Source organism: Pseudomonas sp. GW822-FHT02G04 (assembly GCF_058802085.1).
The window spans coordinates 20,576-46,094 of sequence record NZ_JBXANU010000024.1 but is presented as its reverse complement, the minus strand read 5'-3'; the positions used below and the strand labels follow the sequence as shown (position 1 = coordinate 46,094).

At 59.6% G+C, this 25,519-nt stretch carries 22 protein-coding genes and 1 riboswitch; of the genes, 6 read left to right on the top strand and 16 right to left on the bottom strand.

Annotated features, from left to right (window positions below):
• Positions 1–88 precede the first annotated feature (88 nt).
• Complete coding sequence (thiC, locus tag AC1RO5_RS24365; RefSeq protein ID WP_493178085.1) at positions 89–1,978, bottom strand: phosphomethylpyrimidine synthase ThiC; 1,890 nt, start codon at positions 1,976–1,978, stop codon at positions 89–91.
• 166 nt (positions 1,979–2,144) lie between these two features.
• A riboswitch (TPP riboswitch) is annotated at positions 2,145–2,250 on the bottom strand.
• Between the two features lie 192 nt (positions 2,251–2,442).
• Here thiC and AC1RO5_RS24360 point away from each other — a divergent pair.
• Entirely contained in the window at positions 2,443–3,882 is a 1,440-nt protein-coding gene (locus AC1RO5_RS24360) for a TolC family outer membrane protein (protein WP_493178084.1), read from the top strand.
• Positions 3,883–3,939: 57 nt separating this feature from the next.
• On the opposite strand, the gene waaA is transcribed toward AC1RO5_RS24360, so the two are convergent.
• Together waaA and AC1RO5_RS24350 are read right to left on the bottom strand one after the other, a co-directional pair.
• The gene (gene waaA / locus AC1RO5_RS24355; protein ID WP_493178082.1) at positions 3,940–5,220 is read right to left on the bottom strand and encodes a lipid IV(A) 3-deoxy-D-manno-octulosonic acid transferase; all 1,281 of its coding nucleotides are present in this window, start codon (positions 5,218–5,220) and stop codon (positions 3,940–3,942) included.
• Between the two features lie 22 nt (positions 5,221–5,242).
• Positions 5,243–6,133: a LysR family transcriptional regulator gene (locus AC1RO5_RS24350; RefSeq protein ID WP_493178081.1), complete on the bottom strand. Its 891-nt coding sequence runs from the start codon at positions 6,131–6,133 to the stop codon at positions 5,243–5,245.
• Between the two features lie 103 nt (positions 6,134–6,236).
• Between AC1RO5_RS24350 and AC1RO5_RS24345 the strand changes: the two genes are divergently transcribed.
• From AC1RO5_RS24345 to AC1RO5_RS24330, 4 genes are all read left to right on the top strand, one after another.
• Positions 6,237–6,569, top strand: coding sequence for a DMT family transporter (locus AC1RO5_RS24345; RefSeq protein ID WP_007939639.1), 333 nt, complete (start codon positions 6,237–6,239; stop codon positions 6,567–6,569).
• A 242-nt stretch (positions 6,570–6,811) separates the two neighbouring features.
• Positions 6,812–7,987 (top strand): NAD(P)/FAD-dependent oxidoreductase, encoded by a 1,176-nt coding sequence (locus tag AC1RO5_RS24340; RefSeq protein WP_493178080.1) that lies wholly within the window; start codon positions 6,812–6,814, stop codon positions 7,985–7,987.
• The gene (locus AC1RO5_RS24335) at positions 7,984–8,799 is read left to right on the top strand and encodes an aldo/keto reductase (protein WP_493178079.1); all 816 of its coding nucleotides are present in this window, start codon (positions 7,984–7,986) and stop codon (positions 8,797–8,799) included. The genes AC1RO5_RS24340 and AC1RO5_RS24335 overlap by 4 nt, the downstream gene beginning before the upstream one ends.
• 203 nt (positions 8,800–9,002) lie before the next feature.
• Positions 9,003–9,968 (top strand): metal ABC transporter ATPase, encoded by a 966-nt coding sequence (locus AC1RO5_RS24330; RefSeq protein WP_493178078.1) that lies wholly within the window; start codon positions 9,003–9,005, stop codon positions 9,966–9,968.
• A 153-nt stretch (positions 9,969–10,121) separates the two neighbouring features.
• Here AC1RO5_RS24330 and hldE read toward each other — a convergent pair whose 3' ends face one another.
• The 4 genes from hldE to msbA form a co-directional block, all read right to left on the bottom strand.
• A complete protein-coding gene (gene hldE / locus AC1RO5_RS24325; RefSeq protein ID WP_493178077.1) occupies positions 10,122–11,543 on the bottom strand; it encodes a bifunctional D-glycero-beta-D-manno-heptose-7-phosphate kinase/D-glycero-beta-D-manno-heptose 1-phosphate adenylyltransferase HldE in 1,422 nt (473 codons plus the stop codon).
• 102 nt (positions 11,544–11,645) lie between these two features.
• Positions 11,646–12,251 carry an adenylyl-sulfate kinase gene (cysC, locus tag AC1RO5_RS24320; protein ID WP_493178076.1) on the bottom strand — a complete coding sequence of 202 codons (606 nt, stop codon included), beginning with the start codon at positions 12,249–12,251 and terminating at the stop codon, positions 11,646–11,648.
• A complete protein-coding gene (locus AC1RO5_RS24315) occupies positions 12,244–12,948 on the bottom strand; it encodes a sulfotransferase family 2 domain-containing protein (RefSeq protein ID WP_493178075.1) in 705 nt (234 codons plus the stop codon). Before AC1RO5_RS24315 ends, cysC begins: the two co-directional genes overlap by 8 nt.
• A gap of 185 nt (positions 12,949–13,133) precedes the next feature.
• A complete protein-coding gene (msbA, locus tag AC1RO5_RS24310) occupies positions 13,134–14,933 on the bottom strand; it encodes a lipid A export permease/ATP-binding protein MsbA (protein ID WP_493178074.1) in 1,800 nt (599 codons plus the stop codon).
• 116 nt (positions 14,934–15,049) lie between these two features.
• Between msbA and AC1RO5_RS24305 the strand changes: the two genes are divergently transcribed.
• Positions 15,050–15,691 carry a BUD32 family EKC/KEOPS complex subunit gene (locus AC1RO5_RS24305; protein WP_493178073.1) on the top strand — a complete coding sequence of 214 codons (642 nt, stop codon included), beginning with the start codon at positions 15,050–15,052 and terminating at the stop codon, positions 15,689–15,691.
• Between the two features lie 42 nt (positions 15,692–15,733).
• Here the strand turns inward: AC1RO5_RS24305 and AC1RO5_RS24300 are convergent, their stop codons facing one another.
• The 9 genes from AC1RO5_RS24300 to AC1RO5_RS24260 all read right to left on the bottom strand — a co-directional run bounded on the left by AC1RO5_RS24300 (position 15,734) and on the right by AC1RO5_RS24260 (position 25,363).
• Positions 15,734–16,900, bottom strand: coding sequence for an O-antigen ligase domain-containing protein (locus tag AC1RO5_RS24300; RefSeq protein WP_493178072.1), 1,167 nt, complete (start codon positions 16,898–16,900; stop codon positions 15,734–15,736).
• A complete protein-coding gene (locus AC1RO5_RS24295; protein WP_493178071.1) occupies positions 16,890–17,657 on the bottom strand; it encodes a glycosyltransferase family A protein in 768 nt (255 codons plus the stop codon). The genes AC1RO5_RS24300 and AC1RO5_RS24295 overlap by 11 nt, the downstream gene beginning before the upstream one ends.
• 39 nt (positions 17,658–17,696) lie before the next feature.
• The gene (locus tag AC1RO5_RS24290; protein WP_493178070.1) at positions 17,697–18,653 is read right to left on the bottom strand and encodes a glycosyltransferase family protein; all 957 of its coding nucleotides are present in this window, start codon (positions 18,651–18,653) and stop codon (positions 17,697–17,699) included.
• On the bottom strand, positions 18,650–20,080 hold the full coding sequence (locus AC1RO5_RS24285) for a PIG-L deacetylase family protein (RefSeq protein ID WP_493178069.1): 1,431 nt from the start codon (positions 20,078–20,080) through the stop codon (positions 18,650–18,652). The genes AC1RO5_RS24290 and AC1RO5_RS24285 overlap by 4 nt, the downstream gene beginning before the upstream one ends.
• Before the next feature lie 8 nt (positions 20,081–20,088).
• Entirely contained in the window at positions 20,089–20,985 is an 897-nt protein-coding gene (locus AC1RO5_RS24280; RefSeq protein ID WP_493178068.1) for an antimicrobial resistance protein Mig-14, read from the bottom strand.
• Entirely contained in the window at positions 20,985–22,115 is a 1,131-nt protein-coding gene (locus tag AC1RO5_RS24275; RefSeq protein ID WP_018928551.1) for a glycosyltransferase, read from the bottom strand. The genes AC1RO5_RS24280 and AC1RO5_RS24275 overlap by 1 nt, the downstream gene beginning before the upstream one ends.
• Complete coding sequence (locus AC1RO5_RS24270; RefSeq protein ID WP_493178067.1) at positions 22,099–23,856, bottom strand: carbamoyltransferase family protein; 1,758 nt, start codon at positions 23,854–23,856, stop codon at positions 22,099–22,101. The genes AC1RO5_RS24275 and AC1RO5_RS24270 overlap by 17 nt, the downstream gene beginning before the upstream one ends.
• Before the next feature lie 227 nt (positions 23,857–24,083).
• Positions 24,084–24,956, bottom strand: coding sequence for a DUF3800 domain-containing protein (locus AC1RO5_RS24265; RefSeq protein ID WP_493178066.1), 873 nt, complete (start codon positions 24,954–24,956; stop codon positions 24,084–24,086).
• 71 nt (positions 24,957–25,027) lie between these two features.
• Complete coding sequence (locus AC1RO5_RS24260) at positions 25,028–25,363, bottom strand: YceK/YidQ family lipoprotein (protein WP_493178131.1); 336 nt, start codon at positions 25,361–25,363, stop codon at positions 25,028–25,030.
• Positions 25,364–25,519: the final 156 nt, after the last annotated feature.

The window sequence follows — 25,519 nt, the reverse complement described above, 5'->3', positions numbered from 1 at the left end:
CAGCCCTGGACGCTCCGCGTCCCAAAGCGTGACGCAGAGCGTCACAAGAGGCATTCCCACGCAGAGCGTGGGAACGATCAGTGCGGGATCAAACCTTCTTGTACAGCTGACTGCCTTCCTGCTTGAACCGTTCAGCCTGCTCCGCCAGTCCCTTGGCGACTTCGGCATCGACGGTTTCGATCCGCTGGTTGGCCGCGTACTCACGGACTTCCTGGGTGATCTTCATCGAGCAGAATTTCGGCCCGCACATGGAGCAGAAGTGCGCGACCTTGGCCGAATCCTTCGGCAGGGTTTCGTCGTGGTACGAACGCGCGGTGTCCGGATCCAGACCGAGGTTGAACTGGTCTTCCCAACGGAATTCGAAACGCGCCTTGCTCAAGGCGTTGTCACGAATCTGTGCACCCGGATGCCCTTTAGCCAGGTCGGCAGCGTGAGCGGCAATCTTGTAGGTGATGATCCCGGTCTTCACGTCATCCTTGTTCGGCAGGCCCAAGTGTTCCTTCGGCGTCACGTAGCAGAGCATGGCGCAACCGAACCAGCCGATCATCGCCGCACCGATACCGGAGGTGATGTGGTCGTAGCCTGGGGCGATGTCGGTGGTCAGTGGGCCGAGGGTGTAGAACGGTGCCTCGTCGCAGCACTCCAGCTGCTTGTCCATGTTCTCTTTGATCAACTGCATCGGCACGTGGCCCGGGCCTTCGATCATGCACTGCACGTCGTGCTTCCAGGCGATTTTGGTCAGCTCGCCGAGGGTTTCCAGCTCACCGAATTGCGCTTCGTCGTTGGCGTCGGCAATCGAGCCCGGACGCAGGCCATCACCCAGCGAGAAGCTGACGTCGTAGGCCTTCATGATTTCGCAGATGTCTTCGAAATGGGTGTAGAGGAAGTTTTCCTTGTGGTGCGCCAGGCACCACTTGGCCATGATCGAACCGCCACGGGAGACGATACCGGTCACGCGCTTGGCGGTCAGCGGCACGTAGCGCAGCAACACACCGGCGTGGATGGTGAAGTAGTCGACGCCCTGCTCGGCCTGCTCGATCAGCGTGTCGCGGAACAGCTCCCAGGTCAGGTCTTCGGCGACGCCATTGACCTTCTCCAGTGCTTGATAGATCGGCACGGTACCGATCGGCACCGGCGAGTTACGGATGATCCATTCGCGGGTTTCGTGAATGTGCTTGCCGGTGGACAAGTCCATGACCGTGTCCGAACCCCAGCGAATGCCCCAGGTCAGTTTCGCCACTTCTTCTTCGATGGACGAACCCAAGGCACTGTTGCCGATGTTGCCGTTGATCTTCACCAGGAAGTTACGGCCGATGATCATCGGTTCCAGTTCGGTGTGGTTGATGTTGGCCGGAATGATCGCGCGACCGCGGGCGATCTCTTCACGGACGAATTCCGGGGTGATGATTTTCGGCACGCTGGCGCCGAAGCTGTGGCCGGCGTGTTGCTGGTCCAGCAAGCCAGCGGCGCGGGCCACTTCGAGCTTCATGTTTTCGCGGATGGCAACGTATTCCATCTCGGCGGTGATGATGCCTTTGCGGGCGTAGTGCATCTGGCTGACGTTGGCACCCGGCTTGGCGCGACGCGGGTTGTTGACGTGGGCGAAACGCAGCTTGGTCAGCTCCGGATCGGCGAGGCGTTCCTGGCCGAAGTTGGAGCTCAGGCCGGACAGGCGCTCGGTGTCGCCACGGGATTCGATCCACGACGAGCGCACATCGGCGAGGCCTTTGCGCACGTCGATGATGACGTTGGGATCGGTGTACGGGCCCGAGGTGTCATACACCACCACCGGCGCGTTGATTTCGCCGCCGAAGTCGGTCGGGGTCACGTCCAGGCTGATTTCGCGCATCGGCACGAGGATGTCGGGGCGTGTGCCCTGAACATAGATTTTTTGCGAGCGGGTAAACGGCTGAACCGATTGCTGATCGACCTTGGCCGAATCACTCAGGTTGGTTGCGATTTTTGATTTTGTAGTCATCACGGGCTCTCCAGACACACATCCAGGCAGTGGATTTTTGTCGGAGCGAACCTGTAAACGAATGGACGCACGGGCGCTGAAAAATCCAGCAGGTGCTGTGCTCGATGCTCGAGGGGTGTTCGATTGTCGAACAACATCCCGGACGAAGCACAAGAGGACTCGCCGGGTGACGAGAAATCTTGTTCCCTACGCAGGCGCTAACCTGATCAGGTTCAACGGGATCCGAAATTATTCGATCTCAGCCTCATAGCAAGGCACCCCGACAAGAACCCGGCCAGTCTAGACATAACCGGCAAAGAACGCCAACACCGCAGCAAACGCCATGATGAATGGCGCAATTAGCGGATTGTTGTCGTACCTGCGTGCAACTACACTCGCTACGCCGTGCTGCGCCTTGACGCTGCAGGGCGCCGCGCCGTAGCCTTGGCGCTCAAATTATCAGCGTAATTTTTAGGGATGGCCTCATGCTGCGCAAACTCTCACTGGCCCTTGCCGTGTCTTGTGCGTCCAATGGAATGGCCTGGGCAGCAGAAGCGCCCTTATCGACCAAAACCGACCTGGTCAGCGTCTATCAGGAAGCGGTGGACAACAACGCCGATATCGCCGCCGCCCGCGCCCAATACGGCGCCCAGAAGGAAGTCGTGCCCCAGGCCCGCGCCGGGCTGCTGCCCAACCTGTCGGCCGGTGCCAACATGAACGACACCCGTACCGCGCTCGATCAGCCATCGGTGACCACGAACCGCAGCGGCACGGTGTATCAGGCGACCCTGTCGCAACCGATTTTCCGCGCCGACCGCTGGTTCCAGTTCCAGGCCGCCAAGGACGTCAACGAACAGGCCGCCTTGCAACTCTCGGCCACCGAACAGAACCTGATCCTGCAAAGCGCCGAAAGCTACTTCAACGTACTGCGCAGTCAGGACAACCTGGCCTCGACCAAGGCCGAAGAAGCAGCCTTCAAACGCCAGCTCGACCAGTCCAACGAGCGCTTCGACGTCGGCCTGTCGGACAAGACCGATGTGCTGCAATCCCAGGCCAGTTACGACACGGCGCGGGCCAACCGGATTCTCGCCCAGCGTCAGGTGGATGACGCGTTCGAAGCGCTGATCACCCTGACCAACCGTCAGTACAACTCGATCCAGGGCATTGTCCACACCTTGCCGATCCTGCCGCCGGCGCCGAACGACGCCAAAGCCTGGGTCGATACCGCCGCCAAGCAGAACCTCAACCTGCTGGCCAGCAATTATGCGGTGAGCGCCGCCGAGGAAACCCTCAAGCAGCGCAAGGCCGGGCATGCACCCACCTTGGATGCGGTCGCGCAATACAAGAAAGGTGACAACGACGCCCTCGGCTTTACCAACCCGAGCGCGACCGGCGTGCATTACGGCGGCGATGTCGAGCAGCGCACTGTCGGCCTGCAATTGAGCATTCCGATCTACAGCGGCGGGCTGACTAGCTCCCAGGTGCGCGAGTCGTACTCACGACTGGATCAAACGGAACAACAACGCGAAGCCTTGCGTCGTCAGGTCGTGGAAAACACCCGCAACCTACACCGCGCAGTCAACACCGACGTCGAGCAAGTGCAGGCACGTCGGCAGTCGATCATTTCCAACCAGAGCGCGGTGGAAGCGACCGAAATCGGTTATCAGGTGGGAACGCGCAACATCGTCGACGTACTCGATGCCCAGCGTCAGCTGTACACCTCGGTGCGCAACTACAACAACACGCGCTACGACTACATCCTCGACAACCTGCGCCTGAAGCAGGCCGCTGGCACCTTGAACCCAGGGGACTTGCAGGACCTGACGCGTTATCTCAAAGCCGATTACAACCCGGACAAGGACTTCCTGCCGCCGGATCTGGCGAAGGCTGCGGCGGAGCAGTTACGAGCTAATCCCGCTCATTAAAAGGTAAACCTGTGGCGAGGGAGCAAGCTCCCTCGCCACAATTGGTCGGTGACAAACTCAAGACTTGTCGATCAACCTGCCCAACCCATCCAGCAACCGCTGCAACGCGCCCTGATTGGTGCGCATCACCTTCAGCCCCGCCTCCGCCATCCGCTGTGCATCGCGCGGCAGTTCGAACAGCCGTTGCACCGCCAGCGCCAGACCTTCGGCATCATCGACCTCGGCCAACGCCCCGGCGCTGCGCAACTGCGCGGCGATTTCGAGGAAGTTGAACAGGTGCGGCCCGCTGAGCACCGGTTTGGCCAGGGCCGCCGGCTCCAGCAGGTTATGGCCGCCGTTGGGCACCAGGCTGCCACCGACGAAAGCGCTGTCGGCCAAGGCGTAGAGAAACAGCAACTCGCCCATGGTGTCGCCCAGCAACACCGAAGTGTCTGCGGTCACCGGCTCGCCCGTCGAACGCCGTACCGTGGCGAAACCTTTTTGCCGGCACAACTCAAACACCGGGTTGAAGCGCTCCGGATGACGCGGCACCAGAATCAGCAAGGCATCGGGGTGATTGGCCAGCAGCCGACGATGGGCATCGAGCACCACTTCGTCTTCACCTTCATGGGTGCTCGCGGCGATCCACACCGGGCGCTCCTGCGCCTGCCATTGTCCGCGCAACTCGGCAGCACGCTGCAGCAATTGCGGGTCAATGGTCAGGTCGAACTTGATCGAACCGGTCACTTCGACCGTTTCCGGGCGTGCCCCCAAATCGCGGAAACGCTGCGCTTCGGCTTCGGTCTGCACCGCGAACAGGCTCATCTCGGCGAGCATCGGCCGGGTCAGTTTATGGAAGCGGCCATAGCCTTTGGCCGAACGTTCGGACAGTCGCGCATTGGCCAGGGCCACGGGAATTCCACGCTTGGCGCACTGATGGATATGGTTGGGCCAGAGCTCGGTTTCCATGATCACTGCCAGTTTCGGCCGGGCCCGATCAAGGAATCGCGCCGCGGCGCAGGGCAAGTCATAAGGCAAATAGCAGTGCTGAATGCGCGGCTCGTTGGCGAACAGCGCCTGGATCCGCTCGGACCCGGTCGGGGTCATGCAGGTGACGGTGATCGGCAGCGTCGGATAACGTTGCAGCAAGGCACGGATCATCGGGGCCGCGGCGATGCTTTCGCCCACCGACACCGCGTGCACCCAGAGGCCGTCCGGCTTCATCGCCGGAAGCGCGAGGGAGAAACGCTCGCCAATACGCTTGGCGTACGCCGGCGCCTTGCGCGCCCGCAGCCAGAGCCGAATCGCTACCAATGGCAGCCCCAGGTAAAACAGCGCGGTGTAGAGAGTTCTATTCATGGCGGCGGAGTTTATCGGTTTTTTAACCGATCGCCTGCAAGTGCACGGCAAAACGTTCCGCTAGCCAACGGGCTGCCGGGCCGAGGGGCTCGTCGCGGCGCCAGACCAGTTCCACAATCAAGGCTGGCGGCGTCCATTCGCTGGTCAGTTCGACCATCAGATTCTGATACGCCGGGTACTGCACCACATGGCGCGGCAACCAGGCCCAGCCAAGGCCGCGCATCACCCATTCGGCCATCACATAGAAACTGTCGGCACGCCAGACCTGCGGGCTGGCCGGCTCACTGCCGGGATAGACACTGGACTGCGTGGACATCAGCAGCTGTCGATGCTGCGCCAATTGCTGGCAATCGACCTGTGTCTGCTGCGCCAATGGATGCCCCACGCCGCACACGGTGACCATTTCAACGCTGCCCAACACCCGCCGTTCGAGGGCTTCGGGAATCTGCTCGTGATAAAACAGCAAGCCCAGGTCGGCCCGACGCTCTACCAGTTTGCGCGCGACATCGCCCTGGGCGGCACTGGTCAGTTGCACTTCGAGACTGGGAAATCGTTCGGCCAGGGCCTCGAAGCTCTCAACCACAGCTTGATAAGGCATTGCCTCATCCTGAGCCACCCGCAAACTCGCTTCCTGGCCGCGCATCATCGCCAATGCCCGGCCGTTGAGGCGCTCACATTGGCGCAGCACTTCCCGCGCCTCTTCAAGCAGCGCAGTTCCGGCTTCGGTGAGTTTCGGCTGACGACCACTGCTGCGATCGAACAGGCTGACGCCCAAGTCTTCTTCCAGCAGCGCAATCGAACTGCTGACCGCCGACTGCGCTTTGCGCTGATCCCGCGCCACCGCGGAAAACGAACGCTGCTCCGCGACACTGACAAACAAGTGCAGCTGTTCCAGACTCCATTGCATGTTCATGGCTCAACCCATCTTCAGAACAGATAGGTAATGACTTTACCGCATCTGGCGCATCTCTAGAATGCCGACCTCAGAAAGCAACACTTCACACGAGGATTGACCCATGACCGCTTACTACTACCTGGCCATCGCCATCTGCGCCGAAGTGATCGCCACCGTTTCGATGAAAGCGGTCAAAGGTATCAGCACGCCACTGCCGTTGCTGCTGGTCATCGTCGGTTACGGTATTGCTTTCGGGATGCTGACCCTGGTGGTGCGCAGCGTTCCGGTGGGCGTGGCCTACGCGGTGTGGGCCGGCATGGGCATCGTGATGGTCAGCGTCGCGGCGCTGTTTATCTACGGGCAGAAGCTGGATGTGCCAGCAATGCTGGGGATGGCGCTGATTGTGCTGGGCGTCGTGGTTATTCAGCTGTTCTCGAAAACCGCGGGGCATTAACTGCTGACATCAACCTCCTGTGGCGAGGGAGCTTGCTCCCGCTGGGCTGCGCAGCAGCCCCCAAAACCTGAATCCGGGATACGCCTGACACACCGAGGCAGCCGGATTTGCGACTGCTTCGCAGCCCAGCGGGAGCAAGCTCCCTCGCCACAGGTTTTGCATCTGCTCTATTGATCACCAACAAATCTCCTGCGCATCGAGTCTGTATACTGCGCCCTCGTCTTGAACACTGAGGTCGCTGCATGCCATCCGTTATTTCCACCGACGTTCTGATTGTCGGCGCTGGTGTCGCCGGCCTCTGGCTGAATGCACGCCTGCGCCGCCAGGGTTTTTCGACCGTGCTGGTGGAAAGCGCCAGCCTCGGTGGCGGGCAGAGCCTGAAGTCCCAGGGCATCATCCACGGCGGTGCCAAGTACGCACTGCACGGTGCCCTGACCGGTGCTTCGGAGGCCATCGCCGACATGCCCCGTCGCTGGCGCGAAGCGCTGGCCGGCAACGGCGAGCTGGACCTGTCCGGCGTACGCATGTTGTCTGACGCTCACTATCTCTGGTCCCCTGGCACTCTCGCCGGCAACCTCACCAGTTTCTTCGCCAGTAAAGCCGTGCGCGGACGGGTCGATCAGGTCAAGGGCGAGCAACTGCCCCCAGCCCTGCAAGACAAGCGCTTCAAGGGCAAGGTCTATCGCCTGGCGGAATTGGTGGTTGACGTGCCGAGCCTGATCCAGCGTTTGGCCGATCTGGCGGGTAACGGCTTGCTGGCTGGTCAGCACATCGAACCACTGTTGGAAAACGGCGAACTGGTCGGTTTGAAAGTAGATGAGCGCGAGATCCGCGCCCAACGCATCGTCCTCAGCGCCGGCGCCGGCACCGCCGATCTGCTGACAGCACTGGGCCTGAGCCAGCCGGCCATGCAAAGCCGCCCCCTGCACATGGTCATCGTCAAAGGCCCTGGCCTCAAACCGCTGTACGCCCATTGCCTGGGCGGTGGGCCGAAGCCGCGCATTACTGTGACCACTCATCCGGCTGCCGATGGCCAATGGATCTGGTACGTAGGTGGCGACATTGCCGAAGCCGAAGGCGTGGCCCGCGAGCCTGCCGCGCAAATCTCCGCCGCCCAGAAAGAACTTGGCCAGCTGCTGCCGTGGATCGACCTGAGCACCGCGCAGTGGACGACCTTGCGGGTTAACCGTGCCGAGCCGCTGCAATCTGGCCTGACCCGCCCGGACAACGCCTTCCTCGCCGAGCAGAATCGTTTGCTGGTGGGCTGGCCGACCAAACTGGCCCTGGCACCGGACTTCTCTGACCGCGTCATCGCCTTGTTGCAACGCGACGGCATTCAGCCAAGCCATGCCGCGCCGCTGCCGGAACTGCCGAAACCGCCGATGGGTGTCCCTGCCTGGGAGCAACTGCTGCCATGAGCCAACCGACCCTGCATGATCTGCATCGCCCGTTGGGCAGCACCGGCCTGCTGGTATCGCCGCTGGGTCTGGGCACAGTGAAACTTGGCCGCGATCAAGGAGTGAAATACCCCAACGGTTTCCAGATTCCCGACGATGACGAAGCGCACCGGCTGCTCAAACTCGCTCGCGACCTGGGCATCAACCTGATCGATACCGCGCCGGCCTATGGCCGCAGCGAAGAGCGTCTCGGCCCGTTGCTGCGTGGTCAGCGTCAGGACTGGGTGATCGTCAGCAAGGTCGGCGAAGAGTTTGCCGATGGTCAGTCCCGCCATGATTTCAGCGCCGCGCATACCCGGTTCTCGGTGGAACGCAGCCTGCTACGTCTGGAAACGGACTTTATCGATCTGGTGCTGGTGCATTCCGACGGCAACGACCTGGCGATCCTCAACGACAATGAGGTCTATGCGACCCTTGCCGAGCTCAAGCGCGAAGGCAAGATTCGCGGCTTCGGCTTCTCCGGTAAAACCGTCGAAGGCGGTTTGAAGGCTCTGGAACAAGGTGATTGCGCAATGGTCACCTACAATCTGAACGAACAGAACGAGAAGCCAGTCATTGACTATGCTGCTGCTCACGGCAAAGCGATCCTGGTCAAAAAGGCCCTGGCCAGCGGCCACGTCTGCCTGAGCCCGGGCGTTGATCCGGTGCGTGCCAGCTTCGAGTTGTTGTTTGAACACCCGGGCGTGGCCAGTGCTATTGTCGGGACCATCAATCCGCTGCACCTCGCCCACAACGTCGCGACCGTTGCCCAGGTCCTTCATAGGGTCTGTTGACGTTTGGTGACGACCGCGACGCCGGCCCTTCGGGTTGCGCGCCAAAGAGCGCGAGGCTGCGTTGCGGGATTTGCCAAGGGAACAACCATGGGCGGCATCCCGCGCCTTGCCTCGCGCTCTTTGGCACGCAACGCGGTTCGCCACCAAACGTCAACAGACCCTAGCCATTGATGCCGCCCACGCGGCCTTAAGCAGGAGCCGACATGCCGCGTACGCTGATCAGAAAGAACCCGAGCAACTTCAAGACCCTGCCGCTGTTCGTCGAAGCCACGCCCGAAGGTTTGAGTTATCAGAGCGTCGGGATGCCGTTGAATTTTTCCCAGACCCTGCAACGCCGCCGTCCGGTGACGGTGGCCGACAGCGAGCGGTTTGCCCTGGAGCTGGCGAACCTCGGGGTTTCGGTGCGCCTGACCCTGCATTGGCAGAATCGCGATTACTGGGTGTTGGTGCGTCAGCGTCGGCAGGATCGCGGCGACGTGGTGCTCAAGCTGATCTCCGGTTACGTGCCGGCCCATGAGCTGAACCTGCCGCTGCACACGGCAACCCAGGAAATTGCCGAAGAGTGCCTGCTGGAAACCCCGGAAGGCTGGCTCAGCGGGCGCTTCAACGAAACCTGGCTGCCAGCGCCCTACTCGTCCGCGCTGCACTATCGCGAGGCTTTGCCGTTTCGCCTGACGCCGTTATCCGGCTCGGCGCGGCCGGTGCGCTGCGCAAACATGCCGCTGATCGAACGTCCCCGGGCCTACGTGCACTTGCCGACAGCCTCGCTGCAATTGATCTACGATTTGCGCCTGGACGTGCCCAAGGAAGCCAAATCCCTGAGCCTGTTCCATGTCGACGAGCGGCTGGAGGGCGATCAACTGGTAGCCCGGCTCGATCGCAAACGTCCCGATTTGTACCTGATGCCACTGCAGGACGGTCAGCCGATGGCCGAGCTCTATACCCTGAAAAAGGATCACCTGTACCCGGCGAGTACCCGAGGGTTGTATCTGGCGGAGAGTTTTGCCCGGCAGGAAGGCTGGCTGGTGAGGGATGAGCGGATTCGCTGGAAGGATTGGGTGCGACAGCAGGGTTTGACCCCACCGGGGAAGGATTCGGGTTTGGCCCGGTTACGCGGGAAGGCGAAGCAACTGCTGAAAAGAATCGTGCCGCGCAAGGCAGCACGATAGAACACTTGTGGCGAGGGAGCTTGCTCCCGCTCGACTGCGTAGCAGTCGTAAAACAGCTGGATGCGGTCGATCTGAAAAACCGCGGTCTATGGCTTTGGGGCCGCTTCGCGACCCAGCGGGAGCAAGCTCCCTCGCCACAGTGACCGCGCCACGTCAGTGATTGCGGATCTTCTCGACAATCGCCGTGGTCGAGCTGTTTTCCACCAGCCCCAGCACTTTCACGGTCCCGCCGTAAGCGTTGACGATGTCCGCGCCAACCACTTGGTCGATCCCGTAATCACCGCCCTTGACCAGTACATCCGGCTTGACCGCACGCAACAGGTTTTCCGGGGTGCCTTCCGAGAAGCTGATCACCCAGTCCACGGCGCCTAAACCTGCCAGTACCGCCATGCGACGGTCGACGCTGTTGATCGGCCGACCCGGCCCTTTCAAGCGGCTCACCGACGCATCGTCATTGACCGCCACGATCAGGCGATCACCTTGGGCGCGCGCCTGTTCGAGGTAAGTCACGTGGCCGGCATGCAGGATGTCGAAGCAGCCGTTGGTGAACACGATCTTCTCTTTGTGTGCACGCGCGTCGTCGACCGCCAGCAGCAACTGCTCGAGGCCCAGCACACCGCGCTCGGAGCCTTCCTCGCGCTGGATTGCGCGACGCAGTTCCGGTGCGCTGATGGCCGCGGTACCGAGCTTGCCGACCACGATGCCTGCCGCCAGGTTGGCCAGGGCCACCGCGTGGGGCAGTTCTTCGCCGGCAGCGATCGCCGCCGCCAGGGTAGAAATCACCGTGTCACCGGCGCCAGTCACATCGAACACTTCACGGGCACGAGCCGGCAGGTGCAGCGCAGGGTGATCCGGGCGCAGCAAGGTCATGCCGTGCTCGCCACGGGTTACCAGCAACGCACCGAGGTCGAAGTCGTGCATTAGCTGCGCGCCCTTGCTCACCAGTTCGTGCTCATCGGCGCAGCCGCCGACGATGGTTTCGAACTCGCTGAGGTTCGGGGTAATCAGGCTCGCGCCACGGTAGATCGAGAAATCCTTGCCCTTAGGATCGGCCAGCACCGGAATGCCACGGGCACGGGCGGCCTGGATCAGCACCTGATGGTTTTTCAGCGCGCCTTTGCCGTAGTCGGACAGCACCAGCACCTTGATGCCTTCGAGCAATTCGTCGACTTGCTCGCCCAGCGCCAGGGCGTCAGTTGCGAAAGGCTCTTCGAAGTCGATACGCAGCAATTGCTGGTGACGGCTCATGACCCGCAGCTTGACGATGGTCGGCTGGTGCGCAATGCGCTGGAACAACGCACGCACGCCGGCGCCCTTGAGGCTATTGACCAGGCTGTCGGCAGCTTCGTCGTCGCCGGTCACACCGACCAGCGAGGCCGGCGCACCGAGCGCGGCAATGTTCAAGGCAACGTTGGCGGCACCGCCCGGGCGGTCCTCGATGTGCTCGACCTTGACGACCGGTACCGGCGCCTCAGGGGAGATCCGTGAGGTACCACCATGCCAGTAACGGTCGAGCATGACATCGCCGACCACCAAGACAGGGGCTTGATTGAATCGCGGCATGGACAACTTCATGGAGCAACCCACATACAAAATGAACAGGGGCGCGATATTAACACAGGGTTGGCGCTGGCTTGCGGAGCGGCTGCAACCGGATGAATCGGCAGGGATTTCTGTTCATTTATTGAACAGAAATTGCGATAAGCGACGGCAAGCATCCTCAAGTTGCAGTGTCTGGGTGTCGATCTCGCACTCCGCCGTCAGCGGCGCCTCATAAGGGCTGTCGATGCCGGTGAAGTCCTTGATCCGTCCTTGCCGGGCCGCTTGATACAACCCTTTGGGGTCACGTTGCGCACACACCGCGAAGGGCGTGCTCACATACACTTCAATGAAATCGCCCTCAGCGAACAACCGACGGGCGGCATCACGCTCGGCGCGAAATGGCGAGATCGCCGCAACAATCACAATCAAACCGGCGTCGACCATCAGCCGTGCCACCTCTGCCATGCGCCGGATGTTTTCCCGGCGACACTCAGCACTCATCCCCAGATCACGGCACAGGCCATTGCGCAGGTTGTCGCCATCGAGCAGGAACGTGTGCAGCCCGTGCCGATTGAGTTGCAACTCCAGTGCATTGGCCAGGGTCGACTTGCCCGCGCCTGACAGGCCCGTCAGCCAGAGGCAACGCGGGTGCTGGGATTTGATTGCGGCGCGGTCGCGGTTCGACAGTGATAAATCGTAAGGCCTGATCTCTGGAACAGGTATCGACAGGGTCTCATTCATAACCGAGCATTTCGTAATCGCGCTGGTACACCCGTCGCACCAGCCGACGGGTACGCACCGAGCAAAAATCGCGGGCAAGCATCGGACGCCGCTGCTGCGAGCCGTTGATGTGGGGCAACACCGCCGAGTGGCCTACCCGCTCGCAGACCAGCCGAAAATCCCGCTCCAGATGTTCCTGGTAGCCGATGAAATCCAGGGCCAGATGACCCAGGGAATCGGTCAGAAAATCTGTTTGCGCGGCAAAATGCATTTGCCGGCTGATCGTCTCCGAATGCAGCCAGCGAGCGACGAAATCATCGAAGTCGCGGTAGTGGCTGACCAGCTTCTGCGCCGCCTGATCGCGCCGGCTCAACTCATTGCCGCGCAAAAAAGCATAAGCCGAATAGGCCCTTTCCAGCGGATCACGAACGAAGGCGAACTTGAAACTGGCGGCAAACTGCTCGGGAAATTGCTGCTCGTACCAGTACAACGGCAAGTGCCCGGGGCTCCAGCCATCGAACATCGCTGCACACACGCTGCTCCCGGCACACTTGGGAACATGAATGAATAGACAGGAACGCTGCTCGAAGGCCTGGGGGAAACCCAGGCTGGCCGACATCGACTTGTTGATCACCTGACGGTCCACGACCGACAGGCGGCCCAGCAGGAAATCCCGCTGCGGCTTGGGCAAGAGCTTCCAGAGATAACGTTGCAGCATGGCAGTACCCGCGCGAAAGGGTTGGCCCCCTCGATTGAAGTCAAAGTTCGTTCAGGAACCTTAACAAGCGCGTTGCCGAGATTTATTCCGGTTTGGTCAAGAAGCGTAAAGGTCTGGATACAATCCACCGGACGCGTTGCACGCCGGTGAACGCAAGGGTGAGCCAGGCTCACCCTCGCATCGAGTCAGGCGATGTCTTCAGCCGGGGCGTCGAGGCCCATGGCGTTCAGGCGGGCGTAGTAGCCGTTCTGCGCCAGAAGCTCGGCATGGGTGCCGCGCTCGACGATCCGGCCCTGATCCATGACCAGAATCAGGTCAGCCTTCTCAATGGTCGACAACCGGTGAGCGATGACCAGCGTCGTGCGACCTTTCATGACTCGATCCAGCGCGCCTTGAATGTGCCGTTCAGACTCCGTATCCAGTGCCGACGTCGCTTCATCGAGAATCAGCAGAGGCGCGTTTTTCAGCAAGGCGCGGGCGATCGCCAGACGCTGTCGCTGACCGCCGGAGAGCAGCACACCGTTCTCGCCGACGGCGGTGTCCAGCCCCTGCGGCAGCTGGGCGATAAAATCCATGGCATAGGCGTCTTCGGCAGCTTTCTCGATATCCGCACGCGGCGCGCCGGCCAGATCACCGTAGGCGATGTTATTGGCAACCGTGTCATTGAACAGCGTGACGTGTTGCGTCACCTGGGCAACATGACGACGCAGATTGCGCAGGCGATAGTCTTCGATTTCCACGTCATCGAGCAGGATCTCGCCGGTTTCGTGGTGATAGAAGCGTGGAATCAGGCTGGCCAGGGTCGACTTGCCGCTGCCGGAACGCCCCACCAGTGCGATCATTTGCCCCGGCGCCGCGGTGAAACTGATGTTTTTCAGTACTTCACGGTCGGCTCCCGGATAGGTGAAGCTCAGGTTGCGCACCTCCAGATGACCGCTGATCCGGTCTTTCTCGACCGTACCCTTGTCCATCTCCGGCTCGACATCCAGTTGCTCGAAAATGCTTTCGGCTCCGGCGACGCCTTTCTGGATCGTCGAACTGACTTCCGATAGCTGCCGAATCGGCTTGGGTAACAGGCCTGCGGCGGTAATGTATGCCACCAGGTCACCAGCGGTCGCATCACCGCGCAGGAACAGCACCAGGAACATCAGCGCGGCCATGGCACTGTAGATCACCAACTGCAGCATCGGTGTGTAGATTGCGCCGGTCTTGGTCATGCGCAATTGCTTGTCCGTGTTGCCCTGGCTAGCTTCGGCAAAGCGGCGCTCTTCATAGCTCTCGCCACCGAAACTGCGCACAACGCGATAACCCTGGATGGTCTCGGACGCGACGTGGGTCACGTCGCCCATGGCCACCTGGATCTTCTTGCTCTGCTTGCGGAATTTTTTGCTGGTGTTGCCGACCATGAACGCGATGAGCGGCAAGATCGCCAGCATGACCAGGGTCAGCTTCCAGTTCATCCATATTAGGTAGGCAAACAGAAACACCACGGTCAGGCCTTCGCGGATCACTACCTTGATAGCGTCGGTGGCGGCGCCGGTAACCATGGTCACGTTGAAGGTGATGCGTGAAATCAAATGCCCGGAGTTATGGGTGTCGAAATAACGGTTAGGCAGTACCAGCAACTTGTTGAACAGCTCGACGCGCAAGTCGTGCACCAGCCCCAGCGAAACCTTCGCCAAATAGTAGTTGCCAAGAAACGAGCCCAGGCCTTGCCACGCGGCGATCAGAATGATCAGCAACGGCACGGCCATCAGCAGCTGCAAGTCCTTCAGATAAGGCACATTGGGGAAGAGCACTGCTTCCGGGTTGCTCAAGCCATCGACGAAATACTTGAGAATCCCGGCCAGCATGGGCTGCGTCGAAGCAAAAATCACGAAGCCGACGATACTGATGGCGAACATGCCCCAGTACGGGCGCACATACGACAGCAGGCGCAGGTAAATCTTCAAGCTCGACGGCGCAGGCGAATCAGGGCTAGTCATGAGAACCCGTTGTATGAGAAAAGAGCCCGCGAGTGTAACACAGGCCATTTTAGTCACTGAGCTGCGGTAACATTACCGGCTATCCATGCCTCACAGCGTCGAAACCTGGAGTATTGATGCAAGTGCTTGACCACCCCCGATACCTCGCCCTGCGCGAGGGAGCACAAGTCCTTGAAGCCGATGGCTCCGGGGACAAGGTTCTGCGGTTGACGGACGGCTCGATCCTCAAGCTGTTTCGCCGCAAGCGCCTGCTGACATCGGCTGCCTGGTACCCCTACGCCAAACGCTTTGCCGACAACTGCGACGCACTGCATGAGCGGCAGATTCCCTGCCCGTCGATACGTCAGGTCTACCGCATCCCCAGCATCGAGCGCGATGCCGTACATTACGACCCGTTACCGGGTCGGACCCTGCGCCAACTTCTGGATGCCCAGGACGATGCCGACCCACTGCGCGGTCAGCTGGGGGCCTTCATGGCCACCTTGCATGAGCGCGGGATCTACTTCCGTTCGGCGCACCTGGGCAATATAGTGCTCACGCCCGAGCATCAGCTGGGCCTGATCGATATTGCAGACATGCGGGTTTATCGCCGTCCGCTGCGCAAGAGCCTACGGCTGCGCAACTTCAAGCACATGGTGCGATACCCTCAAGACCGCCTATGGCTGCTCGACGGTCGCGGCGAAGTCTTCATGGAGAATTATGGCCAGACGCAGAGCACCTGCTCCCCGGAAGAACTGAGCATCGCTCTGCAAAAATGATCCAGACACCTTCGTCCCCGGGGCTGGGACGAAGGTCAGGTATTACACTAGCGCCTGGCGCTGCGCTTGCAACGCACGAGAAAGGATCATCCCCGCCGGTAACAGCACCAATGGCCATAGCTCGTCGGGATTGCCGATCAACAAGCTGCCGTCGAAGTTCAGCATCACCAGCGCACACGCCAGGTACACGCCCCACTCATCACGCATACGCCAGGCCTGCCAAAGCGAGGCCGCCATCAGTGCGATGAACAACACCAGTGCGACTGCGCCGCTGTAAAGCCCCAGCGAGACGAAAATATTGTGCGGATGCTGAATCGGCATCCCGCCATCGAGCAACTGAGTGGTGTGGAAGTCGATGCCGCAACCCAGTACCCAGCCGCAACGGTGCCATTCGCCAACCATGACATCGAAAATCTCGATGCGGTACGAATCGCCGCGTGTCCACAGTGCCTGGTACCAGGCGTCGTTATGCACCGTCAGGAACAACAGCCCCATGAGCACCAGACCAATCGCCACGATGCCACCGACCAGCCGCGGTTTGTGGTAGATACCGTAAAGCCCCCAGACACCCGCCAGGAACGCCGCCCCTACCAACGCCGTGCGTGCCTGCAGGATGTAGACCACCGCGAATAACGAAAAAGCGACGGCCAGGCCAGCTTCGACGAACTTGCGTTCCCTGAGCCAGAATGGCAACGCCAGCGCCAACGCGCACAACAGCCAGATACTGGCATATATGACGTTCTGCAAACGCGCAGGAAGCAATGCCACCCGACTGCCGACGGCATACTCACCGGTTACCCAGCTGTAGAGCGCGCAGGCGAAAATGTACACCGCCAGGATCCAGAACTGCGCACGAACAAACAGAGGGCTGCGGAAAAACCTAGGTTCGGTTAATGCGCCGAGCACCATGACGAACATCAGCACATAGAAAATGTGTTTGTAGAACTGCAAGTGTCCGGCAATCGCCGCAGGCACCAAAAACCACAGAAGAAATGCCAGCCAGCCCCACATCAACGGCTGCTTGAGCAAGCCGTTACCGCGTTCCTTGATCAGGAAAAACAGGCCCGGCAATACCATCAGTCCGTAAAACAGGTTGTTGGTCCACTTCGACGACCAGCCCACTATGAAGCTCAGCAGAAACAGACAGAGCATCGTTCCAAAATAAGACTTGACGGTGATCTTTCCAGGCTTCGCGCCGCTAAATCCCATGGAGCACCCAACCTGTTGCCAAACCGATAATAAGGGCCGCCATCAGCTTGAGCCGATCGAGACGTTTGCGCTTCAATTTGTCCGCACGCTCCTGTGGGACCACCACATGTTCACCAAAGCCGGTGTGCAATACCGCGTCGTTTTCCAGAATCAACGCATAGCGGTTTTCCCCGGCATACAGACGCGACAAGTCTTTCTCTCCGGAAAACCCGGAATACGGTGCATGCAACAGGTAATCCGCGCGACGGCGTAGCCCCGGGTTAAAGGAAAAACCCTGCCAGTCGGCCTTGTGCGAGCCCAGCATGTAGAAAGGAACGCCATGGCTGACTTTTCGTTCGCCCAGGAACACATAAGGACTGTGAACCATCAGGTCATGATTGAAGCTGCGCAACCACACCTGCAGCGCCTGTGGATCTTCCTCCAACAGGCGTTGGGAATCTTCGATAAACCCTTCGCGATAAAAATCCCAGTCGTCTTCGCAATGGAAGATCCATGACGTCTGCACCTGAGCATAGGCGGCATCGATGGATCGCAATTGACCCAGACGCGGATTGTTGATGAAGAACTGGGTGTGCGCCCTCCAGTGCTCCGGAATACAGGCCTCTACGGCACTGTCGCCGGAGTCCTCGGTAATGAACACTTTACGGATGGGGGCCGTGTTGAACCGGTCAAGTGTCTCCAGTGTCCGCTTCAACAGATCGAAGCGGCCGCAACTGGTGATGACGATCGAAATGTCGCTAGTATCGCTGAACAGCATTTATTTACACCGCACCATTGATTGTTTAATCGCCCGGCTTCACAGCCCCAACGACAAGCGTAGTTTCTCTTTCCAGCTCAGCGGCACCCGCTCGCGCAACGGCGCACGCATGGCATCGACAATCGCATGCCCCACCGCCCGGAAGGTATAGCGCTGCTCTACCAGAGCCTGACCGGCCAACGAAATGGCCTCGGTCAGCTGCGAGGACGCGCGCAACACGGCGAGTTTCTCTCTGAGTTCGTCGCGTGTTCGATAGAGCACAATATTCTGCATATCAACAAAACCTAGCGCGCGATTCTCTGCGTCCCCTTGATCGTAAGCAAACAGCACGCAACCACAGGCCATGGCCTCGAAATTCTTGATCATGTATTCGCCCATGCCGACATCGGCACTCACGAAATAACGGATCCGGCTCAACGTCTCGCAGTACTCCTCACCCGAGCTGGTGCGAGTGATCAGTAAGTTTTCGACGTCGGCCACCGACTCGAGCATGGCCTTGCGACCGGCATACGCCACGCTATTGAGACTGCCAACGAAACCCAGCTCGATATCACGCTCACGTTGACGGTTTTGCAACAGCGCCTGATCGTAGCCCTTGGGTACGAAATGCGCGTCAAAACCTTCATCACACAAACGCTGGCTGACCATGAAACCCGAGCTGATCACCCGTACCCAAGGCAGCTTGCGGTAATGGGCACTGAATTTTCCGGTGTATTTGCACGGGATGTAATTCTGGTACGCATCGTGTTCAAGAATAACCAGATTGGGCAGGGTTTGTATGAACCTCACCTGTCTGATTTCTTTTTTGAAGCGCAGGAAAAACACGATCCGGTCATAGAGTGCCACATCGACATGCCTGCGAAAGTACCCACGCAAGTCGTCCTGCTCTGCACTGGTCAATTCACGCTTGTCGCACTCGCAATGCTCGGCGATCCCGTCATACAGTCGGTCAAGGATCGCTCGCTGCTCCTTCTGAACCAGAAACAGAACTTTCAATTGGACTCTCTCTTTCCAGACTGCTCCTGGACCCAAAACAACTCGTGGCGTCGCACTGTTTTACGGAAGAACTCGTTTTCGCCAAATGCCGGCCAGCGTCGGGCCGCCAGGCAACGTTGTATTGCCCGGCGAAGTAGACGCTTGAAGGGAGGCCGGGGCTGAAGGTCGTGCATCATGCCCAACGACATGGCCTTGTGCCACTGTTTTTCAGCAGACAAACAAAGCGTCCAGGGCCGCAGCGGCTCATGCGTACCCATCTGCGGTGGCAGCGCTACGCCTGTACCGGCATCGCCCATTGGCCAGCGATCGTTGTCGTGCAAATGATTGGCGTAATGCAATAAGGTGTCGGGCTGCCAAGTCGTGCCGCTTAGTGCCTGCATCACTGCCTGCTGCGAGCACAGATGGTCTGGATGAGGGTCAAAGCGTGGATGCGGCAAAACAATGATCTGAGGCTCGATGCGCTCGATCAACTCACGCAGATCCGCCAGCAGATTGTTCCAGGACGGCAGACCATCAACGTCACTGCCCAAGGCAAACGGATTGAACCGTCGGAAATATCGGGTATCGCCAAGCTCTGCCTCGCGGGACGCTACGGCCTCGGCCGGTGCTCTCTGCATGGCGGGCAATTGCAGGCAGAAGTACCCCAGTTGTATACAGCGCTCATGAGGCACACCTCCCCACAATGGCACGCTGACACTGTCCCAGGCACGCAGTGAACCTTTCATCCGGGACGCTTCGACGTCATTGAGCCCCATCTGTCGATAGTACCCGGCCTCGATTTCACCGGCGGTCAGGGTCACCACCCAACTTTGACTTGCGCTGCTGTACAGCCCGAATGCCGCCAGCTCGGCGTCGTCGGCGTGCGGGGCGATCACCATCACCCGTTGACGACTGTAATCCGGATGCTCAAACGCCCAAAGCACTGGCTCACCAAGCAATCGGCAGAAACGCCCGCGCAAACGTAATTCACCCTGTGACAGCACCCGTGCCTGACCACTGAGGTTGAGATAACGCAGCCCGTTTACACCGCGCTCGAAAGTTTGCCGGTCGGGATTATCGCCCCCCAGCAACTCGACCACCGGATCGATAAAGCGCCCCAGCCAAGTACTTTTCACCCGCAGCGCCAGTATCAGCGTGGCGTCATCGACCACCATGACGCCCTCATCCAGCCGTAGCCGTTCACCGTCCAGATGGATCTTGGGCTGCGGGGTATACGGCGGGAAGCTGTATTGGTAATCGTCTTGGGGGGAATAAAACAGATGGTCGGCAAACCACGCCTCATGGGCGATCCAGCCCAGCACCGCAAACACCGGCGGCAACCACCAGGCCACCAGCACGCCGATCGCGATCAGTAGCATCAACGCAATCAACAGGCCAATACGTTTGTTGCGCCGATGGCGCTTGAGCAGTTGCTGTTTGCGGCTCATGGGTTGGCTCATACCGTGAAGACCGGCACAGAATTGCACCAGCGGTCCTTGTACTCACGGTCGGTTCGACCAAAGGAAAACCGCAGGGGCTTATCCAACGCACGAGCATGTTCCCAGGCGCTTTGGGTGTTGAGGAAGCTCAGCACGCTGCCGGGGCTGAATTCGCGGGTCTCGGGATCGACACCGCCGTTGACGTATTCGACGCTGATCCATTCCGGCGCCTCGACGCGGTACACCAGTTGAGTCGCAATCGGTGCACCGTTGAGGAAAACCACCGAGCCGATCAGCAACTCGCGCAACAACTCGATCACCTCACCCATGCGCTCGGCACCGGTAGCCGGAAAGCCCCAGCGACGCTGGAACAGGTCGCAATAGATCGCCGCCAGTTCACTGCTGGAAAACTCGCTGACCGGCCGCACCACGCCGCCCGCCTCTTCCAGCAGGCGCAACTCTCGGCGCTGGTTATAGCGAAACTTTTTCGACAGCTCTTCAGGTGTGCGGGCCAGCGCCAGTTGTTCTGTCTGCAACTTGATACCGGTAAAACGACCTTCGCTCAGCGCCGACAGGTAACGCCCGCGATGGCGCAGCGGTGCCTGGGCATCGGCGGCGGCCGGCAGAATCAGTTCGGCATTACCGAGGTCAAACAGGCCCTTTTTACCCGTGCGCTTGAGCACGTCCTTGGACAGTGCCAGGTCGCGCCCCCAGGTCGGGATGGCGGCTTTCACTTCGCCGTCCTGCTCCCAAGCCAGGTAACGCACCGGGATGTCGGCCAACTGTGCCAGACGCTCGACCACCAGAGGATGAGTCGCGACGCTGCCGCCAAAACGCTGCCAGGTTTGTGCATAAGTCGAGGCGTCGACCTGCACCCAGCCACGCTCGCGCCAGCCTTGAAATCGGTTGAGCATCAGCCCCTCGGTGCCAGTTCGGTAACGTGCGGCAAATGCCAGAAAGCATCGCGCACAGCGCGATCGGAGAAGCGCTCACGCAAGCGGTCGAACATCAGCTCGGCGCACTGGCGGCGTTGCTGCTCGTCCATCGCGGCCAGATGTTGCAGCCCTTGAGCCAAGTGCCCGGCATCGCCCAGCGGAAACAGAATGCCCACACCTTCGACCACTTCCCTGGCGCCACCACACGCGGTGGCGAGCAACGGCACACCGGCGGCCATAGCCTCCAGCAATACCATGCCGAACGGTTCGTGATCGGAACTCAAGGCAAACACATCGAAAGCGCGGAAGTAGCGACGCGCCTCGGGCACCTGTCCGAGGAACAGCACGCGATCGCCGATACCCAGTTCACGCGCCAGGGCCTTGAGATCCTGCTCCAGCCGACCGCTGCCCAGAATCACCAGCTGACTGTTGGCCGGCAACCCCGGCAATGCCGTGGCAAAACCATGCAACAACGTAGTCTGATCCTTGTCCGGATGCAGGCGCCCGACGTTGCCGACAATCCAGGCATCCATCGACAGACCGAGGGTTTCCCGGGCCTCACGAACCGACACCTGACTGGCCTGCAACGCCTGTACATCAATCCGGTTATAGAGCGTCTGAATCCGCGCCTGCGGCCATTTCGGCAAGCAACGGCGCATGTCGTCACGTACCGCATCGGAGACGCCGAGCAGGCTCAGGCGCTTACGGAAAATATGCGCGAACAGTTTGCGGGTGCGGCGCTGGTAATCACCAAATGCGTGATGCACGCCAATCACCGGCAACGAAGTGCCGAGCAGGGCGATGTAGATCGGTTTGAAACGGTGAGCGATGCAGAAACTGAAGTTGCGCGATGCGGCGATCTTGCGCAGATCGCCGATGGCGCCCAGCTTCAGGCCACGAATGGCCTTGGAGCTGTACTCCATGAACAGCACTTCGTCGGACGCACAGTTCGCGGCGACTTGGCTATCTGCAGCCCCGGTCAGGAACACCGTGGTCACGCGATAACCGGTCCCCGCGAACAGGCTGGCGTACTGCCGGGCGCAGTCCAGAAACGGCCCGTCATAGCCGTGACAGAACTGCAGCACATGGCGTTCAGCCGAGCGAGTCATAAGCGTCCGCGCCTTCTTTGACCACCAGAATGTCTTCCATGATCAGGTACTGCAGGTCGGAACCGAAGAACATGTTCAAGGCGTCGGTCGGCGAGCAGATCATCGGCTCGCCACGACGGTTGAGCGAAGTGTTCAGCGACACACCGTTGCCGGTCAGTACTTCCAGCGCCTTCATCATGTCGTAGTAGCGCGGATTGTATTCGCGCTTGAGCACCTGGGCCCGGGACGTGCCGTCTTCATGGACGACTTCCGGCACGCGGGTTTTCCACTCTTCAGCCACTTCGAAGGTGAAGGTCATGAACGGTGCCGGGTGATCGATCTTGATCATTTGCGGCGCAACGGTGTCGAGCATCGACGGGCAGAAAGGCCTCCAGCGCTCGCGGAACTTGATCTGATGGTTGATACGATCCGCCACGCCGGCCACGCTCGGGCAGCCAATGATCGAACGACCGCCCAAGGCACGCGGACCGAACTCCATGCGACCCTGGAACCAGGCCACCGGGTTGCCATCGACCATGATCCTGGCGATCTGCTCCGGCATATTGTCGAGCTTGCGCCAGTTTGGCTTGTCGGCGTGACGGGCGCAGGCCGCGATCACGTCTTCGTTGCTGTAGGACGGGCCGAGGTAGACGTGCTCCATCTTCTCGACCGGTACACCACGGGCATGAGACACGTAAGCCGCCGCACCCACCGCGGTACCGGCATCGCCGGACGCAGGCTGGACGAACAGTTCTTTGATGTCGTTGCGGGCAATGATTTTCTGGTTCAGCTTGACGTTCAACGCACAGCCACCGGCGAAGGCCAGCTTGCCGGTTTCCTTGAGCACATCGCCCAGGTAATGGTCGATCATCTGCAACGCCAGTTTCTCGAACAGCGCTTGCATGCTGGCGGCGTAGTGAATGTAGGGCTCGTCGGCGATGTCGCCTTCACGTTTCGGACCCAGCCATTCGATCAGCTTCGGCGAGAAGTAGAAGCCCTTGCCCTTCTCTTTATAACGACGCAGGCCGATGACGTTGGCGTAGTCGGTGTTGATCACCAACTCACCGTTTTCGAACGAGGCCAGACGGGAGAAATCGTATTTGCTGGCGTCGCCGTACGGCGCCATGCCCATGACCTTGAACTCACCGTCGAGCATTTCGAAGCCGAGGAACTCGGTGATCGCGCCGTACAGGCCGCCGAGGGAGTCCGGATCGAAGAATTCCTTGATCTTGTGGATCTTGCCGTTTTCGCCATAACCGAAGAAAGTCGTGGCGTATTCGCCCTTGCCGTCGATCCCCAGGATCGCGGTTTTCTCTTTGAAACCGGAGCAGTGGTAGGCGCTGGAGGCGTGGGCCAAGTGGTGCTCAACCGGCTCGATCTTGATCTTTTTCGGATCGAAGCCCAATTGCTCGAGGCACCAGACAATCTTGTTGCGATAGCGCTTGTAGCGACGGTTACCCATCAGGATCGCGTCGAGGGCGCGGTCCGGGGCGTACCAGTAGCGCTTGGCGTAGTGCCAGCGAGCCTTGCCGAACAGGCTGATCGGTGCGAACGGAATCGCCACCACATCAACGTCGGATGGCTTGATGCCAGCCTGCTCGAGGCAGAATTTCGCCGATTCGTAAGGCATGCGGTTCTTTGCATGTTTATCACGCACGAAACGCTCTTCTTCAGCCGCCGCGACCAGCTTGCCGTCGATGTACAAGGCTGCGGAAGGATCATGGCTAAGGGCGCCGGACAGGCCAAGAATCGTCAATGCCACAGGGGTCTAGCCTCTTTAGTCTGCATGCAGGCGCAACGCGCCTCAAAAATTAATGTGCCCTCGCAAGGGGCGAGAGACAGCTAAAGGGCGGGATTATAGCTTAAAAGCGGCGGCAAGCCTCTAGCGGGAAGTGGCAAGCCGGCGCGTTGACAGATGAAGGACCTCGACATAGACTCCTGCGCAAATGGACTGGGGGATCCCGGTCGGCGTTGTGGCCTCGGTGAGTTTCACCGGGGCTTTTCGCTTTCTGAGAGAGGGAAAATCTTTAAACCCCAGTTCTCGAAACCCTCCCCCGCATTATTACGCCCACCACTGCAGTAGAACTTGCGCTTGAGTACGTCAAAGGCACGATTTTCTTGCCCTGACCGCAAAACGCTCATACCAATGGGTCTTGCAACAAGATCCGCTAGCTGTAACCCCGTAGAATTCACTTGCTTGGTTGCAAAGACGATATCGAACGGCAACTGAATGCCTAATCGGTTCGCGCCATCGCACATGCGACGGAACTCGAGTTCAAGCTCGTTATCCTCCCGCTTCCCTCGACGTTCGAATATCACATGAGTTAAAACGCTCTGTTGATTCTTTTCCTGTAAATACTCATAAAGCGTTTCCAGGCAGAAGCCGAGTGCGACGTGATAAGGATTGTGGACAGGACCTTGTTTTTCGCGAAGGGCAGCTTTGTCGATAACACAGCTGATCAGGACGAAATTGCTGGCTTCAATGATGCCCGTCAACTCATCGAGAAAAGCATGTTTGTGTTGCCTCGACGTGAATAGACTAGAGAACGCGCCCTTTTCTTTTCGAATTTCCAATTCATGCAGACCGATCAGGTCGTGCCCCACATGATTGAATTTAAACTTCTGAAGGGCAGGAATAACCCTCTCGCAATAATGTCTTTTATGAAACACACAAAATGCCAGCACAAACATTGGATAGTTTGGATCTAATGTTTGCATCCCATGATCGCCGCTCTCATCCACATAGATTATGAAATCGCTGTACCTCCCGAACGGAGGTGAAAGCTTTTTCGCCTCAACATTAGTTGAGGTTTCGTTTTCAAAAAGAAAAAACTGTTGAGAGGGCAAGATCGGGGTCGACACGAGCTATTTACCCTTTGTTTTTCGAGCCAGGTGCGTTAGGTGTAGCACTGACACGTCGGAATACAAAAGAATTACCCGCGACCCCGCCGCCAGTAGATCCTGATATTTCCGTCGGCAGCCTGCCGGTAAATCGTATAGGGCAAGAAAACCGTGTCGAATACCCCCGAAAGGGTCAAATCCAGTAATACGAACGGCACCAGAATACCCGTGGGATCGGGCGGCGCGTGCAAGAGGCAAAAGTCGTGAGCCAGACCGCTGTAGATGCGAGGAATGGACTGACAGTAGGTCTTTTGCTTTCTGAGGCCACGGGCGGCCTCTTCGTCATGCTGCAGCACCGTGACAGCGGTCCCGCAGCCAGACAGCACCAGTGAAAAAGAGCTCAACATCACAGCCATTTTTATCGTCAAAATCTGCCCTCCGAGAACGTCAGGCAAACTAGCATCGTGGCTATTCAGGGCATAGTTCATGGGCTCTGCAGATCATGTAGGACGATTCACAAGAACTTGTCCTCCAGATCTCGGGAGACTGATCTGGCGCCATCGCGGGCAAGCCCGCTCCCACAG

What these genes read in the sequence shown, in the direction of transcription:
- AC1RO5_RS24275 (WP_018928551.1), bottom strand. Translation starts at nt 22,115, where the DNA reads ATGACTCGCTCGGCTGAACGCCATGTGCTGCAGTTCTGTCACGGCTAT.
- thiC (WP_493178085.1), bottom strand. Translation starts at nt 1,978, where the DNA reads ATGACTACAAAATCAAAAATCGCAACCAACCTGAGTGATTCGGCCAAG.
- msbA (WP_493178074.1), bottom strand. Translation starts at nt 14,933, where the DNA reads ATGACTAGCCCTGATTCGCCTGCGCCGTCGAGCTTGAAGATTTACCTG.
- AC1RO5_RS24335 (WP_493178079.1), top strand. Translation starts at nt 7,984, where the DNA reads ATGAGCCAACCGACCCTGCATGATCTGCATCGCCCGTTGGGCAGCACC.
- AC1RO5_RS24295 (WP_493178071.1), bottom strand. Translation starts at nt 17,657, where the DNA reads ATGCTGTTCAGCGATACTAGCGACATTTCGATCGTCATCACCAGTTGC.
- hldE (WP_493178077.1), bottom strand. Translation starts at nt 11,543, where the DNA reads ATGAAGTTGTCCATGCCGCGATTCAATCAAGCCCCTGTCTTGGTGGTC.
- AC1RO5_RS24300 (WP_493178072.1), bottom strand. Translation starts at nt 16,900, where the DNA reads ATGGGATTTAGCGGCGCGAAGCCTGGAAAGATCACCGTCAAGTCTTAT.
- AC1RO5_RS24340 (WP_493178080.1), top strand. Translation starts at nt 6,812, where the DNA reads ATGCCATCCGTTATTTCCACCGACGTTCTGATTGTCGGCGCTGGTGTC.
- AC1RO5_RS24280 (WP_493178068.1), bottom strand. Translation starts at nt 20,985, where the DNA reads ATGCTCAACCGATTTCAAGGCTGGCGCGAGCGTGGCTGGGTGCAGGTC.
- AC1RO5_RS24285 (WP_493178069.1), bottom strand. Translation starts at nt 20,080, where the DNA reads ATGAGCCGCAAACAGCAACTGCTCAAGCGCCATCGGCGCAACAAACGT.
- waaA (WP_493178082.1), bottom strand. Translation starts at nt 5,220, where the DNA reads ATGAATAGAACTCTCTACACCGCGCTGTTTTACCTGGGGCTGCCATTG.
- AC1RO5_RS24330 (WP_493178078.1), top strand. Translation starts at nt 9,003, where the DNA reads ATGCCGCGTACGCTGATCAGAAAGAACCCGAGCAACTTCAAGACCCTG.
- AC1RO5_RS24360 (WP_493178084.1), top strand. Translation starts at nt 2,443, where the DNA reads ATGCTGCGCAAACTCTCACTGGCCCTTGCCGTGTCTTGTGCGTCCAAT.
- AC1RO5_RS24350 (WP_493178081.1), bottom strand. Translation starts at nt 6,133, where the DNA reads ATGAACATGCAATGGAGTCTGGAACAGCTGCACTTGTTTGTCAGTGTC.
- cysC (WP_493178076.1), bottom strand. Translation starts at nt 12,251, where the DNA reads ATGAATGAGACCCTGTCGATACCTGTTCCAGAGATCAGGCCTTACGAT.
- AC1RO5_RS24345 (WP_007939639.1), top strand. Translation starts at nt 6,237, where the DNA reads ATGACCGCTTACTACTACCTGGCCATCGCCATCTGCGCCGAAGTGATC.
- AC1RO5_RS24315 (WP_493178075.1), bottom strand. Translation starts at nt 12,948, where the DNA reads ATGCTGCAACGTTATCTCTGGAAGCTCTTGCCCAAGCCGCAGCGGGAT.
- AC1RO5_RS24305 (WP_493178073.1), top strand. Translation starts at nt 15,050, where the DNA reads ATGCAAGTGCTTGACCACCCCCGATACCTCGCCCTGCGCGAGGGAGCA.